At 65.5% G+C, this 17,254-nt stretch carries 11 protein-coding genes; 6 read left to right on the top strand and 5 right to left on the bottom strand.

Annotation, left to right across the window (positions count from 1 at the left end):
• The first annotated feature begins 114 nt into the window (after positions 1-114).
• Positions 115-3,345, top strand: coding sequence for a PAS domain S-box protein (locus HHL15_RS16445; RefSeq protein WP_169146880.1), 3,231 nt, complete (start codon positions 115-117; stop codon positions 3,343-3,345).
• Positions 3,342-4,334 carry a response regulator gene (locus HHL15_RS16440; RefSeq protein WP_169146879.1) on the top strand — a complete coding sequence of 331 codons (993 nt, stop codon included), beginning with the start codon at positions 3,342-3,344 and terminating at the stop codon, positions 4,332-4,334. Before HHL15_RS16445 ends, HHL15_RS16440 begins: the two co-directional genes overlap by 4 nt.
• A gap of 24 nt (positions 4,335-4,358) precedes the next feature.
• On the opposite strand, the gene HHL15_RS16435 is transcribed toward HHL15_RS16440, so the two are convergent.
• Together HHL15_RS16435 and HHL15_RS16430 are read right to left on the bottom strand one after the other, a co-directional pair.
• Positions 4,359-7,205, bottom strand: a complete 2,847-nt coding sequence (locus HHL15_RS16435) for an MASE3 domain-containing protein (RefSeq protein WP_169146878.1) — start codon at positions 7,203-7,205, stop codon at positions 4,359-4,361.
• Between the two features lie 252 nt (positions 7,206-7,457).
• Positions 7,458-8,831 (bottom strand): GGDEF domain-containing protein, encoded by a 1,374-nt coding sequence (locus HHL15_RS16430; RefSeq protein ID WP_169146877.1) that lies wholly within the window; start codon positions 8,829-8,831, stop codon positions 7,458-7,460.
• Positions 8,832-9,125: 294 nt separating this feature from the next.
• Between HHL15_RS16430 and HHL15_RS16425 the strand changes: the two genes are divergently transcribed.
• Together HHL15_RS16425 and HHL15_RS16420 are read left to right on the top strand one after the other, a co-directional pair.
• Positions 9,126-9,815, top strand: coding sequence for a L,D-transpeptidase family protein (locus HHL15_RS16425; protein ID WP_169146876.1), 690 nt, complete (start codon positions 9,126-9,128; stop codon positions 9,813-9,815).
• Positions 9,816-9,900: 85 nt separating this feature from the next.
• Positions 9,901-11,151, top strand: coding sequence for a nucleoside recognition domain-containing protein (locus HHL15_RS16420; protein WP_169146875.1), 1,251 nt, complete (start codon positions 9,901-9,903; stop codon positions 11,149-11,151).
• A gap of 2 nt (positions 11,152-11,153) precedes the next feature.
• Here the strand turns inward: HHL15_RS16420 and HHL15_RS16415 are convergent, their stop codons facing one another.
• Positions 11,154-13,181: a PAS domain-containing hybrid sensor histidine kinase/response regulator gene (locus tag HHL15_RS16415; RefSeq protein ID WP_169146874.1), complete on the bottom strand. Its 2,028-nt coding sequence runs from the start codon at positions 13,179-13,181 to the stop codon at positions 11,154-11,156.
• Positions 13,182-13,367: 186 nt separating this feature from the next.
• On the opposite strand from HHL15_RS16415, the gene HHL15_RS16410 reads away from it, so the two are divergent.
• The gene (locus HHL15_RS16410; protein WP_169146873.1) at positions 13,368-14,132 is read left to right on the top strand and encodes a hypothetical protein; all 765 of its coding nucleotides are present in this window, start codon (positions 13,368-13,370) and stop codon (positions 14,130-14,132) included.
• On the opposite strand, the gene HHL15_RS16405 is transcribed toward HHL15_RS16410, so the two are convergent.
• A complete protein-coding gene (locus HHL15_RS16405) occupies positions 14,095-15,222 on the bottom strand; it encodes an ATP-binding protein (RefSeq protein ID WP_169146872.1) in 1,128 nt (375 codons plus the stop codon). The genes HHL15_RS16410 and HHL15_RS16405 overlap by 38 nt on opposite strands.
• A complete protein-coding gene (locus tag HHL15_RS16400; RefSeq protein ID WP_169146871.1) occupies positions 15,219-15,953 on the bottom strand; it encodes a response regulator in 735 nt (244 codons plus the stop codon). Before HHL15_RS16400 ends, HHL15_RS16405 begins: the two co-directional genes overlap by 4 nt.
• A gap of 139 nt (positions 15,954-16,092) precedes the next feature.
• Here HHL15_RS16400 and HHL15_RS16395 point away from each other — a divergent pair, with 139 nt between their 5' ends.
• Complete coding sequence (locus HHL15_RS16395) at positions 16,093-17,244, top strand: efflux RND transporter periplasmic adaptor subunit (RefSeq protein ID WP_169146870.1); 1,152 nt, start codon at positions 16,093-16,095, stop codon at positions 17,242-17,244.
• The last annotated feature ends 10 nt before the right edge of the window (positions 17,245-17,254 follow it).

The raw sequence follows: 17,254 nt of genomic DNA, 5'->3' as shown, positions 1-17,254 counted from the left end.
CAACTGAGCCGTCCCCAGGCCGGGAAGCCTAAAATCCGCTTTCGACATCACCGCGTGCGACACGCGGTACACCGCCGATGATCCCGCAACTCCAGTTCAAACCAACACCAGCCCATGCTCTTCGACCCCTTCATCTTTGCGGTTTCCTTCGTGGTGGCCGTGGCGCTCTCGGTACTGGCCTTGTGGCTGCGCTCCGGACTGCTTGCCAGCACGCGCTTCAGTCAGAACAAGATCAATGTCCTCAGCGGTGTGGTACTGGGAATTGCCATCTCCGGCATGCACTACACAGGCATGGAGGCAGCCCGCTTCCTGCCCGCCGCCGGGGCGACACGGGTGCCGACGTCAAACTTCTACTTCGCCCTCTCGATTGCCGGAGCCACGACCCTGGCCATCCTCATCACCGGCGGGATCAACGTGCTGCTGCGCTACCGCAGCATCTACCAGCGCCTGGTGCAGAACGAGGCGCGCACCCGCACCATCGTCGAAACCGCCGTCGACGGCATCATCACCATCGACAGCAAGGGCATCATCCGTGCCTTCAACAGTGCAGCCGAAACCATCTTCGGCTGGCAGGCCGGGGAAGTGATCGGCCGCAACATCAAGCTGCTGATGCCCGAACCGGAACGCAGCCAGCACGACGGCTACCTGCGGAACTACCTGCATACCGGCGTCGCAAGGATCATCGGCTCGGGGCGCGAAGTGACCGGTCTGCGCAAGGATGGCACGACCTTCCCCTTGCGACTGGCCCTCGGCAAGGCCACCCTGCCCGACGAAACGCTGTTCGTCGGCTTCGTCACCGACATCAGCGAACGCCGGCAGATGGAGGAGGCCCTGCGCAACAGCGAGCAGCAATACCGCTCATTGATCGGCAATCTGCCGGGCATCGCCTTCCGCTGCCGGCCCGACGCCGACTGGAGCATGCTCTTCATCAGCGATGCCGTTGAACGCCTGACTGGCTGGCGTCCCCAGGACTTCACGACCGGCGCGATCACTTTTGCCCGGCTGCTGCACCCTGATGACCGGGACTGGATAGCCGCTGAAGTCGGCGAATCACTGAATGCCGGACGGGTCTACATGATCGAGTATCGCCTGATCGACCGCGCCGGCAACGAACACTGGGTGTCCGAAAGTGCCAGCGGGGTCCGGGGCGCAGACGGGTCAATCGAATGGATAGACGGCGTCATCATCGACATCTCCGACAGCAAGCGGCGCAATGCCGAATTCGAAGGGGTGGTCAATGCCATCGGCCACGCACTGGCGGTGATCGAATGCGACCTCGATGGCACCATCCTGAATGCCAACCAGAACTTCCTGAGGATCACGGGTTACAGCCTCGACGAACTGGTGGGACGCCATCATTCCGTACTTTGCGTCGCCAGCGAAGCGGCCTCCAGCGACTATCGCCAACTCTGGGAAACCCTGCGCCAGGGCGGCTACGCCTCCGGTGACTTCCACCGCATCGGCAAGGACGGCAAGGACGTCTGGATCCACGGCAGCTACAACCCCATCCTCGATCCGGACGGCCGGCCCTACAAGATCATCAAGTTTGCGAGCGACCTCTCCGAACGTCACGCCATGGAGCAGGATCTGCGCGAGGCCAAGGCCAGGGCCGAACAGGCCGCGGCGGCCAAGAGCACCTTCCTCGCCAACATGAGCCACGAAATCCGCACCCCGATGAACGCCATCATCGGTTTCACCGATGTGCTCCTGAGCGAGCCCGCCAGCGACGCACAGCGGCGCCACCTCACCACCGTGCGCAATTCGGCCCGCTCGCTGATGGTGCTGCTCAACGACATTCTCGACACCGCCAAGCTCGAGCGCGGCGCCATCGAGCTGGAAATCGGCGACTTCTCCCTGCGCGACGTGTGCATGCAGGCCCTGGCCTCGCTGCGCGTCAATGCCCAGGCCAAAAGGCTGCCGCTGGTGCTGGACTATCCGGACGAGGAGCCGGAGTTCTTCAAGGGCGATGCCCTGCGCATCCAGCAGATCCTGCTCAACCTGGTCGGCAATGCCATCAAGTTCACCGAAAAGGGCCAGGTCACGCTCAGTGTCCGCCACCGGCAGGACATGCTTCACCTGGTCGTGCGCGATACGGGCATCGGCATCCCCGCCGACCGCATTGCCCGCATCTTCGACCCCTTCGCCCAGGCAGACGCCTCGATGAGCCGCCGCTTTGGCGGGACGGGCCTTGGCACCACCATCGCCCGCCAGTTCATCGAGCTCATGCAGGGCCACATCCGGGTCGAAAGCCAGGTCGGCGTCGGCAGCAGTTTCCACGTCGAACTGCCGCTGCCCCCGGGCGAGGCGGTCATCGCCTTCGAGGAACAGCCCATCATCAGGCTCCCGCCGCTCAAGCTGCTGGTGGCCGACGATGTGCCACAGAACCTGGAGCTGCTGCAGCTCATGCTGGGCCGCCTGGGCCACACCCTGAGCACCGCCTGCAATGGCGAAGAAGCGCTGCAGGCTTTTGCCGCGGGCGACTTCGACGCCGTGCTCATGGACGTGCAGATGCCCGTCCTCAACGGCCTGGACGCCAGCCGGCAGATCCGCCGGCTGGAAGCCGAAACCGGACGCGCCCCCATCCCCATCATTGCCCTCACCGCCAGCGTCCTGGAAGAAGACGCCATTGCGGCACGCAAAGCCGGGATGGACGGCTTCGCCAGCAAGCCGGTCGATATTCACCTGCTGAGCCAGGAAATCGCCCGTGTGCTCAAGATCCAGCCCCAGCCTGAAGAGGCCGCCCGACCGAAGAGCGCGGTGGCCGTGCGCGGCTCGGTCATCGACTGGACACAGGGGCGCCACCTGTGGGGGAGCGAGCACCGCCATCGCGAAGCGATCCACCGGTTTCTCGCCGACTTCGGCCAGTCCGTCCCTCAGCTGCGCCTGCTGCTGGATACCCCCGCAGAGCTGGCCGCCCGGCTCCATCGCCTGCGCGGCGCGGCGGGCAACCTTGCGCTGTCCCGGGTGGCCAGCCTGAGTGGCAGCATCGAGCGCGAACTGGCAAACAACAGCCGGCAGGAAACCCTTACCATGCTCGACCGCCTGGCCGACGAGCTGATCGATGTCGGCGAGACACTGGGCCTGCCGGGCACCGGGAGCATCACCACGTCAGACACCGCAACAACCGTGGACAGCGCCAGCCTGCTCCCCATGCTGCAGGAGCTGGACGCAGCCCTGGCGCACGGTGAGCTCGCCGAAGCCGCCCTGGTCGCAGTCAAGGGCCTGCTGCCACAATCCAGCCTCGCGCCCCTCGAGCAGGCGATCGACGCCTTTGACTTCGATACGGCAAGACAGGTCCTAGCCGACCTGCAGACCCGCTACCGGAAGGACACATCCGAATCATGAAACACCACGACGACCGGCCGAAACTCCTCATCGTCGACGACGAACCGACCAACCTGCAGATCCTGCGGCAGGTGCTGCACGAAGACTACCGCCTGCTCTTCGCCCGTGATGGCGAAAAGGCCCTGCAGCTCGCCAGCGAAGAGCGCCCGAACCTCATCCTGCTCGACGTCATGATGCCCGGCCTCACCGGCCTGGAAACCTGCCTCCGCCTCAAGGCCACCCCGACCACCCAGGCCATCCCGGTGATCTTCGTGACCGCCCTCGGCGACGCCAGCGATGAATCGGCCGGCTTCGACGCCGGCGCGGTGGACTACATCACCAAGCCGATCAGCCCGGCGGTGGTACGCGCCCGCGTCAGGACCCACCTGTCCCTGGTGCACGCCGACGAACTGAAACGGACCCGCATGCAGATCATCCAGTGCCTGGGCCGTGCCGCGGAGTACCGCGACAACGAAACCGGCCTGCACGTGATCCGCATGAGCCACTATTCGCGCATCCTCGCCCTCGCCGCCGGCCTGAGCACAGCCCAGGCCGACGAGCTGTTCCATGCAGCCCCCATGCACGACATCGGCAAGATCGGCATCCCCGACGCCATCCTCCTCAAGCCCGACAAGCTGAGCGCCGAAGAATGGACCACCATGCAGCGGCACGTCGCGATGGGCGCAGAGATCCTCGGCGAGCACGATTCACAACTGCTCCAGCTGGCCCGCAGCATCGCCCTCTTCCACCACGAAAAATACGACGGCAGCGGCTACCCCCACCGGCTGGCCGGCGAGAGCATTCCCATTGAGGCGCGCATCGTGGCCATTGCAGACGTGTTCGACGCCCTCACCTCGGTCCGCCCCTACAAGGAGGCCTGGCCGGTCGATCAGGCGGTGGCCCTGCTGCACAGCGAAAAAGGCAGGCATTTCGACCCGGAGCTGGTCGACCTGTTTGTGACTCAGTTGCCTGCGGTGCTGGAGATCAAGGAGCGGTACGCGGAGGCTTGAGAAGGGTGGCCAGGCAAGCGGCCCTCAAGCCTCCAGCACCCGTAGCAGCAGCGCATACAGGGCGGCCGGCTCAAAAGGCTTGGTCAGGAAATCATCCATCCCTGCGGCAAAGCAGCGCGCCTTGTCCTCTGCAAACGCATTGGCGGTCATGGCCACGATCGGTATCCGCCGGCACCCCGGAATGTCCCGGATGAGACGTGTCGCCTCCAGACCGTTCATGTTGGGCATCTGCATGTCCATCAGGATGGCGGCGTAAGCCGTCGCCCCGGTCCCTGCCTTCTCCCTGGCCCTCTCCACCGCCTGGATGCCGTCTTCCGCAACGTCCACGAGCAGATCGAGCGCTTCCAGCTGGATCTGGGCCACCTCCCGGTTGATCGGCTCATCATCAACGATCAGGATCCGCTTGCCGGCGTGCCGCTCCCTGATGGCCCTTTCCGCGTCTCCATCCCCTTCGGGAAGGGCCCGGACCGGCAGCGAACGCCTCGTCAGCCTCGCCGAGAACCAGAAGGTGCTGCCCACACCGGGCTCACTGTCCACGCCAACCTCGCCCCCCATCAGTTCGGCCAGGCGTCGGGTGATGGCCAGGCCCAGCCCGGTGCCGCCATACTTCCGGGTCATCGAGTTGTCGGCCTGGTGAAAGGCATTGAACAGCTGCCTTGCAGCGTCCGGAGCAATACCGATTCCGGTGTCCTGCACTTCAAATCGCAGCAGGGCCGACCCGACGGATTCACTCACGACCCCGACACGTACCGTGACCGTTCCATGGTCGGTGAATTTGACGGCATTGGCCACATAGTTGAGCAAGGCCTGCTGCAATCGCACCGCATCGCCCACCATGTCGCAGGGCATGGCTGCGGCCTCGATGACCAGGCGAAGGCCCTTGGCTTTGAGACTGTCGGAAAGAATCGAGCGGATATTGGACAGCAGGCTGTCGATATCGACCGGCGCTTCCTCGAGCGTGAACTTGCCTGCCTCGATCTTGGACAGATCGAGGATGGCATTGATGCTGGCAAGCAGGTGCTGGGCCGCGGTGTTGATGTTGTCGAGACGGGTTTCCTGTTTCGGGCTCACACCTTCACGGCGCAGGATGTTCGACATGCCGAGAATGGCGTTCAAGGGCGTGCGGATCTCGTGGCTCATGTTGGCCAGAAAGGCGCTCTTGGCCACGTTGGCGGTCTCTGCGGCAAGCTTGGCGTTCGCCAGCTCGCGGGTCCGCTCGATCACCAGGTCTTCCAGATGCGTCTTGTATTTCTCCAGCTCGGCCTGGACGAGCTTGATCGGCGTGATGTCCGACACCAGAACGTAAAAGCCGACCACCTCGCCGTCGTGCACGTCCGGCAGGTAGTTGGCCAGGGAGTAACGCACCCCCCTCCCATCCGGCAAGGGGATCGCTCGCTCGAAAGACTGTGCCTCGCCCCGCAGGACGGCCTCGATATACGGCAGATTGAGCTGGTACAAGGCCTCCCCGATCACCTCGCGGATATGCATCCCCGGCATGGTGGCGGGGTCGATGCCAAACCAGGTGGCGTAGGCGTGATTGCCCAGACGGTTGCGCAGATCGCGCCCCCAGTAGCCGATCATCGACGGCATGTTGTCGAGCACCGACTTCAGATCGCGCTCGCGTTGCAGGAGCAGGCGATCGGAGTTCTTGCGGTCGGTAATGTCGCGCACAAACACCAGAAACTGCCCGCCATCGACCATCCGGTAGGTCGCACTGATCTCGACATCCCAGATCGAGCCGTCGCGGCGCCGGTTGCGGAACTCGCACAGGCCGCTGCCGTGCTCGATCAAGCGCTGCAGGAGTCCGGCAAGCGACGATGCATCATGGTCGGCCACGAGATCCTGGAGCTGCATCCGCAAGAGTTCCTGGCGCGTGTAACCCGAGAGACGGACATAGGCCGGATTGACATCGAGGACCCAGCCCTCGACATCGGTCCGCAGAAAACCGTCGCGCGTGGTGTCCAGGATATTGGAGAGCATCTGATCGCTCTCACGCAGCTCATGGTACGGCGCCTGCACGCCCGAAACGAAAAGGGCGCGATAGACAAAAATGAATGCAATGGCCTTATAGACATGCCCCAGCAGATTGAACAGGTCCGTCACATTGGCATAAAGGGTGAAGAACATCTCGGCAAGACCGAGAACCCACGCAGCCGCGGCAAGCCACGACAAGTCGTCACGGCGCGAATGCCGGCCTCTCAGGACCAGCAGGATCGCCGCAAGGCCGTACATGGCTGCCAGCACGTACTCGAAACCGATCTTGAAGCCGGTCAGGCCCTGCCCCGCAATGAAGGTGCGCGGCAGCCACTGCCCAAGACCCAGCTCGGCCCACCACACCGCCGCGGCCAGACCAAGGCCGGCGAGCAAGGCCACGTAACACTTTGCCAGCGACCAGAAGACGACCGACCTCAGCGCAACGCTCAACAGCACCAGGGCCGCGACCAGCCGGCCCGCCAGCCAGAAGTTGATCGCCTTCTCCGGCCCGTTGGGGGTGATCAGATCCGGCATTCCCGCATAGGACAGCGTATGGGCAAGGTCGATCAGGCCGATCGACAGGAAGCCGATGCCAAGTATCAGGTTGTGGCTGTTTCCGGGTTGTCTCCGCAGGTTCCAGGCCAGTGCAAAGACCATCACCGACACGGAGATACCCACAAATTCAAGGACGGTGTGAACCGGCAGATAGCCCTGCGCCGTGAAGAAATTGCTTGCCGGCAATGCCCGGCCAATCAACAGCAAGGCCGTGAGCGCAATTGACCAGTACATCTCCGGACGCAGGCGCGGTGAAACCAGCGTGCGCGTCCTGTGAAAGTGGGTAGCCATTGTTCTATTGATCTGAATCGGCGATAGACGCGACCTACCCGTCGCATGCATGACGCGCCGGGGATTCCTGCAAGAGCTCTGAAAAACCTCGGTGCGCCCTTCGGCAGCATGACCCGGAAGCATCCGATGCCGAGTATATAGCCATCACGCTGACGTGGTTAAAGACGCCCCGCGGGCCTGGAGCATTCGATCACGGAAGCGGCCTGTTGATGGCAGCTGAAGCGGGATTACTGATGCTATCGCGGGTGCATCGTCAATGCTGCAGCCGAACAATGAACGCTGTCTTCATGGTGTCACTCCGCATCAGCCGCCGCCCTGCACCACCACGTCCGGCCATCCAGACAGGTCGGCAACCGCAAAACGGCCCTTCCCCGACGTCTTGACCCGATACATCCCTTCATCGGCCCGGTGGATCAGGTCGGAGACGGTCATCCCCTCGTAGGGAAACGGGCAGATACCGATACTCGCGCCCATCTGCGCGTGCTCGGGCAGGAAGGCAAAGGGCACAGCCAGTTCGGCCAGCAGCTTGTGGGCCAGGGTGTGGGCGGCGGACAGGTCGCCGATGTTCTCGGCCAATACGAAGAACTCGTCGCCACCAATGCGGGCCACCGTATCGGTCGCCCTGACGGTGGCCTGCAGGCGCCGGGCCACTTCGCGGAGGGCCTGGTCACCGATCTTGTGGCCGAAGGAATCATTGACGCTCTTGAACCCATCGAGATCCAGGAAGAAGCCACAATGCAGCGTCTGGTTGCGCTGCGCACTGAGCTCGGCCTGATTGATGCGATCGTACAGAAGCTCGCGGTTGGGCAAGCCGGTGAGCTGATCGTGCAGGGAACGCTGCAGATGATGGGTCCGCTCCGCCTCGAGCTCCTGTTCGCGGAGGTAAAGCAGACGGCGCTGGCGCTCGGTGAGGTAGCCGACCGAACCGCCGATCAGGTTGGCCGAGACGATGAAGAAATCGTGGCCCAGCAGCACATGCACCGGATAATCCAGCAGGGCAAAGAACATCAGGTTGTAGGCGGCGAGTAGCACCAGATCCACGCAGAAGGCGTAGATGAAACGGGTCCCGATGAAGTTGTAGGTGAAGAAGGTCACCAAGACCATCATCGGGTAGTAATAAGGGGCGTTTTCAAGCGGCAGATTCATCTGCATCGCAATCAGCCCGGTCCCCGCAGCAGCCCCCACCAAGGCCAGCAGCAAATGCGCAATGGGGTCGAAGAAGCGTGTCAGCGACACCAGCAGGACCAGTGCAGGCACGCACAAGGCGGTGAGGCGGGCGACCCATATCTGGCTGATCAGATCGGGCGAAACGAACCATTGATCCAGGGCTCCGTGCAGGAGATACACGATCATCCCGACCACGCAGGCAAACTGCCCCTGCCGGCGTGTCCGCGTCTGGATGGCGCGGAGGAATTTTGTTTCCAGCGAGTCGTCTTTGAAGCTAAGCGTCAGCAAATGCATGGTGGAATGGGTTCGAGTGCAAAGCAATCCGGCGACGAAGGCAAACGACGTACTGCGCCAGCACCACTGGCGAAATAAAGTTTGACAGAATTTCAGCTTTTCCAGACTGAAAAAAGTGGCTGAAAAGAGAACAGGGAACGCCCCGGAGCACCCGTCGAACCTGAAATGCCCAATCTCCCTGTCCACGCTCTTCCCATCAGCGTCAACATGCTGCATAGCGGCCTCTATGTTTAATGCAGACGCCGCGATACTCAATGCAGCCACGTCAACATTGCATGTAGACCGGCCTGCATTGAATGTTGACGTGGCTGCATTCGATGTAGACACCTCTATATTGAGCCCAGCCCCGTCAACATAAGATCCATCGGCGTCTACATGGAACATTGCCCGCCCCATGTTGAATATTGAGGCCATTGTGAAGCACCAGGGCCCTCCTGCGTGCCCCGCCCCGGGGCGTGTGAAACAATCCCCCGCCGCCTCCAGGCTCCGACTGCGCCCGACCTGCCATCCATGCCCCAGCCCCCCGTGATCCCGCCCGCCTCCACCCAACTCCTGCTCTGCCTTGCCCCAGGCTGGGAGGCCACCACAGCATGTCTGCAGCGTTTTGAACGCAATGCCGGCGGCGACTGGTTTGCCGTGGGCACGCAGGTGCCGGTGGTGCTCGGGCACGGCGGGCTGGCGTGGGGGCGCGGCCTGCATGCGCCGGGCGCGACAGGAGACAAGCGCGAGGGGGATGGATGCGCACCGGCCGGGGTGTTTGCAATCACCGCCCTGTTTGGCGATGCGCCGGCCGGCATGCCTGCGGTGGCGGCAGCGCGCCTGCCCTACCACCCTGCAAAGCCGGGGCTCAAGTGCGTGGATGACCCTGCATCGGCGCATTACAACTGCATCGTCGATGAATCGGTGGTGACGGCAGACTGGATGTCATGCGAGGACATGCTGCGGACAGACGGGCGCTACGCGCTGGGTGCCGTGGTGGCCCACAATGTCGAGCCGGCGCTGCCGGGTGCGGGGTCGTGCATCTTCCTGCATGTGTGGGCGGGGCCGGAGACGCCCACCGCAGGCTGCACCGCCATGGCGCTGGCCGACATGCGGGAACTGGCCGGCTGGCTGGACGGCGCCCGGGCGCCGCTGCTGGTGCAGCTGCCGCTGGACGCCTTCGCGCAGCGCCAGGAGGCCTGGGGGCTGCCGCGACGGTGACAGTGGCCGGCACCGCCGATAGACTCCCAGCCTTTCAACCCTCCCCCGCGCCGGCCCGTCAGGGCGCCGGAACGCCCCTGTCGCCGTGCTCAACCTGATCTGGGTCGCTTTTGTTCTCATCGGCTTCGTGGCTGCCCTGGTGCAGACCCTGCAGGGGGATCTGGAGATCTTCTCCCGCGTCCTCACCGGCCTGTTCGACACGGCGAAGGCCGGCTTCGAGATTGCCCTGGGCCTGGTGGGGGTGATGAGCCTGTGGCTGGGGGTGATGAAGATCGGCGAGAAGGGCGGCCTGATCGAGCTGTTCGGACGCCTCGTGGCGCCCTTCTTCCGGCGCGTGTTTCCGGACATCCCCCCCGGCCACCCGGCCAGCGGCAGCATCGTGATGAACGTGAGCGCCAACATGCTGGGCCTGGACAACGCGGCGACGCCGCTGGGCCTGAAGGCCATGCAGGAACTGCAGGAGATCAACCCGCGCAAGGACACTGCCAGCAATCCGATGATCATGTTCCTGGTGCTCAACACGGCGGGCATCACGCTGATTCCGACCTCGGTGATCGCAATTCGCCAGAGCCTGGCGATGCAGCAGGGCTTGAGCGGCTTCAATGCGGCGGACATCTTCCTGCCCACCCTGCTGAGCACCTTCATCTCCTTCACCGCCGGGCTGATCGCCGTGGCGGCGTGGCAGCGCATCAACCTGCTGTGTGCCCCGGTGCTGGCTGTCTTCGCCGGCTTTGCGCTGCTGATGGGTGGGCTGTATGCGTGGCTGGCGCCCCTGCCGGCGGCGGCGATGGCGCAGATGATCGGGCTGCTGGGCAGCGGCATCATCGTCTCCCTCATCGCCCTCTTCGTGGGGGCGGCGGCGTGGCGCCGTGTGGATGTGTATGCAAGCTTCGTCGAAGGCGCCAAGGAGGGCTTCGGGGTGGCCGTGCAGATCATTCCCTACCTCATCGCCATGCTGGTGGCGATCTCGGTGTTCCGCAGCAGCGGCTGCATGGGCTACCTGGTGGCCGGGATCGGCCAGGTGGTGCTGGCGCTGGGCCTGAATGCCGACTTTGTGCCGGCGTTGCCGGTGGGCCTGATGAAGACCCTCAGCGGCAGCGGCGCCCGCGGGCTGATGGTGGATGTGATGACGACCTATGGCGTGGATTCATTCCAGGGCCGGCTCGCCGCCATCATCCAGGGCTCGACGGAGACGACCTTCTACGTGCTGGCGGTGTATTTCGGCAGCGTCAATATCACCCGCATGCGCCATGCCGTGGCCTGCGGCCTGATCGCCGACCTGGTGGGGCTGGTGGGGGCGATCGCGGTGGGCTACGCCTTCTACCACGGCGCCTAGCGCTACCCTGCCGCGGCGGCCTGCAGCCAGCGCGCGATGAGCGCAAGCAGGCGGTCCGGGTCCACCGGCTTGGGCAGGAAGTCGCTCATGCCGGCCTCGAGGCAGCGCAGACGGTCTTCCTCGAAGGCATTGGCGGTCATGGCGATGATCGGCACGCGGTCGCAGCCCGGCAGGCGGCGGATGCGCCGGGTGGCTTCCAGCCCGTCCATGTTGGGCATCTGCATGTCCATCAGGACCAGGTCGTAGGTGCGGGCCGCCATGTGCGCGACGGCCTGAACGCCGTCTTCGGCCGCATCGACGGCAAAGCCGGCGTCCTCCAGGATCAGTGAGGCCACTTCACGGCTGATCGGCTCGTCCTCGACCAGCAGCAGGCGCTGCGCCGCGATGTGGGGCGCGGACAGGGGCTGCGCCCCGGCGCCGGCCACGCCGGGTCCGTCGCCATCTGGCCCGGCGTGCTTGCGCAGGCGGGCGGTGAACCAGAAGGTGCTGCCCTGCCCCGGGCAACTACTGGCACCGGCGCTGCCACCCATCAGTTCGGCCAGGCGCCGGGTGATGGCCAGGCCCAGGCCCGTGCCACCGTACTTGCGGGTGGTGCTGTTGTCGGCCTGCTCAAAGGCCGAGAACAAGCGCGGCAGGACCTCCGGGTCGATGCCGATGCCGGTATCTTCCACTTCAAAGCGCAGCACACAGCTGTCAGGCTGGTCGTCCACCACACCGGCACGCAGGATGACGCTGCCTGTCTCGGTGAACTTGATGGCATTGGCGGCATAGTTGAGCAGCGCCTGCAGCAGCGCCGTCGGGTCGCCGAGCAGCCCGGCGGGCAGTTTGCCGAGCTGGACGCGAAGCGGCAGGCGCTTGGCCCCGGCGCGGTCGTGCAGCATGGACACGACATTGTCGAAGACGCTCTCGATGCGCAGCGGCACGGCGGCCAGCACGACCTTGCCGGCGTCGATCTTCGACAGCTCGAGCACCGCGTTGATGATGTTGAGCAGGTGTTCGGTGGCCGCCTCGAGCTTGTCCATGCGGGCACCCTGCCCAGCGCTCAGGCCAGCACGCCGGATCAGGTAGGCCATGCCGGTGATGGCGTTGAGCGGAGTGCGGATCTCGTGGCTCATGTTGGCCAGGAAGGCGCTCTTGGCAATGTTGGCAGCCTCGGCGGCGTCCTTGGCGGTGGACAGCTCGGCGGTGCGCCGGGCCACCAGATCTTCCAGGTGCTTGTGGTAGGCCGCCAGCTCTGCCTGGGCCAGTTTGTGGTCGGTGATGTCGCGGGTGATCGACAGCAGGCAGGGTTCGCCGCCCAGCTCCATGTGCGAGACCGAGAAGATGCCGCAGAACTCGCTGCCGTCCTTGCGCCGGAAGCGCGCCTCGAAGTTGAGCAGCGTCTCGCCGCCGGCGATCTTCTGCACGAAGCGCTGGCGGTCTTCCGGGTCGACCCAGATGTCCAGCTCGAGCGAGGTGTGGCCGACGATCTCGTCGACCGGGTAGCCGGACATCTCGACAAAGGCGCGGTTGACGTCGAGGTAGCGCCCTTCCTTGATTGAGGTGATGGCGATAGCGTCGAGGGTGGTCTGGAAGGTCGTGCGGTAGCGCGCCTCGCTCTCCTCCAGCGCGCGCCTCGACTGGACCAGGTCGCTGATGTCGCGGAAATACCAGACCCGCCCCAGGTAGAGCCCTTCGGCGCCGCGCAGGGCCCGCGAGTGACGCTTGAGGGTGCGCCCGTCCTTGAGCCGGATGTCGCAGCTATCGACCAGCCCGGGGTTGGCGTAGAGCTCGCGGACGCGGGCGAGGAAGGCCTCCGGCTCGGCCACCTGGTCGACGACCTGATCGAGGAAATGATCGTCGTGCAGATTGATCAGGGCATCCAGCTCGCCGGACGGCCGGGCGATCCGCCAGACATTGAAGAAACGCTCATTGACCGAGGCGATGTGGCCGCGGCCGTCGACGACAAGGATGCCGTCCGGCGCTTCATCGAGAATGGCCTTGTGTAAGGAGGCGCGAAACTCATCGCCGTGATTGCCCGCCGTGCCCATGCCCGCTGTCGCCCCTCTGCGGCCTCATTTATCTGCCGCGGATTGTACGCAGTTTATGGCGCGGCCATCAGGCGCAATGCATGTGCATGAGACGCATGCAAAGGGCGGGCACGCTTTCTGCATTTCTCCCATGGCATCTCCCGCAGCACAACCAGGCGGCAAATTTTGCCGAAAAGGAGGCAGATCATGGATATCCGGAACGTCGGCGAGCCCATTACGGCAAGCCAGCGCCGCAGCTATCGCGAAGCACCCGACAGCAGTTTCTACGCGGCCTACCAGGCGGCCTTCCAGGCCCAGGGCAATCAAGCCGCCACACCGGATGATGCACCCTCGCTGGAGCGCATCCTCGGCGCAACCCACACCGAGCTGTCGGCGATGCGGGGCGTCAGCACAGAGAGCCAGGCGGTTTACGCCGCGGTATTGAACAAGGCCTACAGCGCCGGCGGGATCGACAACGCCCGCCAGTTCCTGGCCACCCTGTCGGCCCTGGAGATGGACGCGGTGCGCCAGAACCACAGCCTCGCCGAGCCCATCGACACGGCATCCCTCAGCGAGGAAGGCGCCGCCAACCTGCTCCTGCCCGAGGGCTATAGCGTGGATCTGAATCGCGACGGGATCGACGAGGTGGGTGCGGCCCGCACCATGCACTTCCCGCCCCGGGACGCGCCCGCGGAGTTCCGGGAGGCCTGGTTCCAGGCCACCGCCGGCATGGATGAGGGCAGCATGATGACCTATGGCCTGATGATGCACGACGCGGTCTATGGCATGCAGATCGACGGGCAGAGCCAGGGTTCGCCCTACGCGGTGGACAGCCTGGACAGCTACCGCCGGATCATCAGCAACTACCTGGCCTCGCTGGAAGCCAACAAGGGCTTCCTGGCGGACGGGCAGTATGCGCGCGACAAGGACTTCTTCAGCCGGCTGCAGGCATTGCTGGCGGCGGCGCACTGAGGCCATCCGGGCGCGGTGCCGCATGGCACGGAATGGAGAGCGTGAAGCGGGTGCCGCCAGCGGCGGCCGCGACGCATCCGACCCGGCCGCCGTGGGCATGCACGATGGCGCGGACGATGGCCAGCCCCAATCCGCTGCCGCCGCTGTGGCGGGCGCGGGAGTCGTCACCCCGCACGAAGGCCTCGAAGATATGGGCGGCAACCTCGTCGGGGATCCCCGGCCCGTCGTCCTCGATGCCGAGGCTGAATTCCGCACCATCGCATTCGGCCGCTATGCGCAGCCCGCCCGGCTGGGCATAGCGGCGCGCGTTCTCGAGCAGGGCGATGAGCACCTGCCGGATGCGGGCCACATCGCATTCGACCCTGCAGGCGGGCGGCAGCTGCACGTCCACGGCCAGCTGGGCGGCGCGCAGGTCCGGCTCGACCAGTTGCACGGTGGCGCGGATCTCCGCCGACAGATCGACCGTCTCGGTGCGCAGGCTGAGGTGGCCGCTGTCGGCCAGGCTCAGCACGCGCAAGTCCTCGATCAGGCGGGACAGCCCCTCGACCTGGGCGAGGAGGCTGCGGAACAAGGCCTCGTCGGGCTGGAACACGCCCTCGGCGAGGCCCTGCAGGCGCCCCCGCAGGATGGTCACCGGCGTGCGCAGCTCATGGGCAATCGCCGCATTCCAGGTGACCAGCTCGCCGGTCATGCGCTGCAGGCGCTCTGCCATGGAGTTGAAGTCCTCCACCAGCGCCGAGGCTTCGCCAAGGGAACGGTCCTCGGCATGGGCCCGCGCATCCAGATCGCCATGGGCGAGCCGCCGCACGCTCTCCGTCACCGAGTTGAGAGGCTGGATGATGCGCCTGGAGAAGCGGGTCGCCGTATGCACCGCCAGCGCCAGCCCCAGCAGCGTCATGGTCGCGATGAGGATCCACTCCGAGGTGGTCGGCGGCCAGCTGTCCACGCTGGGCGAAACCAGGGACGGATTGAGCTTCATCGCGATGGCGTAGAACATGTAGAAGCTGACATGGAGCAGCAGCATCACGCTGAGGGCCATCGCCGACATGGACAGGACGAGTTGCCGGCTGAGGCCGGAGCGGCTCGTCATGCGATGTCCTCGAGGCGGTAACCGACGCCGCGCAGGCTCACCGGCATGCCCTGGACAGCGACCTCATCCAGCTTCCTGCGCAGCTTGCTGATATGGCTGTCCACCGTCCGCTCAAGCACCTCGCCCTCCGGCAGGCAGGCGGCGATCAGCTCGCTGCGGCTGAACACCCGGCGCGGGGCCCTGGCGAGGTGGGCGAGGATGCGGAACTCGGTCAGGGTCAGGCTCAGCACCTGGCGCGACGCATCCTGCGCCACCACCGCAACCCGGAAAGCCTCCAGGTCGATCTCCAGCGGCCCGACCCGCAGCACATCAAGGCGATCCTGCTCGACACGCTGGGTCCGGCGCAGCACGGCCCGCACCCTGGCAGCGACCTCGGCCGGGTTGAAGGGCTTCACCACGTAGTCATCGGCACCAATGCGCAAGGCCATCAGCTTGTCGATGTCCTGATCGTGGGCCGTCACCATGATCACCGGCGTCTGCCCCCGCGCCCTCACCTCGGACAAGACCTGCCAGCCGTCGACCCGGGGCATCTGCACGTCGAGCAGCAGGAGATCGGGCTTCAGGGCCAGGTGCATCTCGAGCGCCGCCCGGCCGTCCGCCGCCCATGCCGTGCGGATGCCTTCGCGCGCCAGGTAGGCCTTGAGGATGTCGACGATCTCAGGCTCATCCTCGGCAATCAGCACCAATGCCTGGGTTTCCGCCGCGGCGCTACGCTCGAATGCATGGCTCATGCACGCCCCCGCGCGAAATTGAGGCTCATCTCCATCGTTTCTCCATCTTTATCCCGCCAAAGCCCAACACTCGGCGCCTAGTCTTGCGATTTTACATTCGGCCGGCCCCACGCCCACCGGGGCCGGCCTCCGATACGCCATGAAATCCGCAAATCTGCTTCGACTCGTCCCTCTGCTCGGCGCAGGGGCGGTGCTTGCCGCCTGCACGCAGGGCGAGGCGCTCTCCCCCCCGCCGGAAGCCGCCCTGGTCTCCATCACCCGCGTGGTGATGAGCCCCGTCCGCCTGGAGGACGAACTCCCCGGGCGGGTCGCCGCCATGCGCAGCGCCGAGATCCGCCCCCAGGTAGGCGGCATCGTGCAGAAGCGGCTCTTCGAGCAGGGCGCCGAAGTCCGCGAGGGGCAGCCTTTGTTCCAGATCAACCCTGCCCCCTTCAAGGCCGAGGTGGATAGCGCAGACGCGGCGCTGAAGCGCGCCATGACCGCACTGGAGCGCGCCAGGCTGCAGGTGGAACGCCTTGAGCCCCTGGTCGAGGCCGACGCGGTGAGCCGCCAGCTCTACGACGATGCCGTATCCCAGCGCAACCAGGCGGCGGCCGACGTCGACCAGGCCCGCGCGACACTGGCCCGCAGGCAACTCGACCTGGGCTTTGCCACCATCCGCGCCCCGATCTCGGGGCGGATCGGCGAGGAGATGGTGACGGAGGGCGCCCTGGTGAGCACCACGGATACGGCCCCCATGGCGCGTGTCCAGCAGATCGACCAGGTGTACGTGGACGTACGCCAGCCCGCCTCGATGCTCGAGACCTTGCGCAAGTCGGCAGGCCGCCCGAGCGCCGCGGACGGCCGCGCGGCGATCCTGGATGCCCAGGGCAAGCCCTATCCGGTGAAGGGCGAGATCCTGTTTTCCGGGATCAATGTGGACGCCGGCACCGGCGACGTGGTGCTGCGGATCCGCGTCGAGAACACTGGGCGGCACTTGCTGCCCGGTATGTATGTGCGCGCCCGGGTGCCGCAGGGCGGGGCGACCGAGGGCATCCTCGCCCCCCAGCAGGCGATTGTCCGGACCGGCGACGGCCTGAGCCGCGTGTGGGTCATCGACGGGGACGGCAAGGCGCGCCAGCATGCCGTGCAGCTCGGCAAGGTGGTGGACGGCCACTACCTGGTATCGAGCGGCCTGAAAGCCGGCGACAAGCTGGTCGTGGAAGGGCTCGATCGCCTCAAGGATGGGGATGGTGTCACCGAGCAGGCCTGGCAGGGCGCGCGCGCCCCCGCCTCCCAGGCCGCCCGCTGAGGAAGGATCG

The sequence above is a fragment of the Zoogloea dura genome, from assembly GCF_012927165.1.
In the GTDB taxonomy this organism is placed as follows: domain Bacteria; phylum Pseudomonadota; class Gammaproteobacteria; order Burkholderiales; family Rhodocyclaceae; genus Zoogloea; species Zoogloea dura.
Note: the sequence above shows the minus strand (reverse complement) of the source record. Positions and strands in the feature narration are given on the sequence as shown.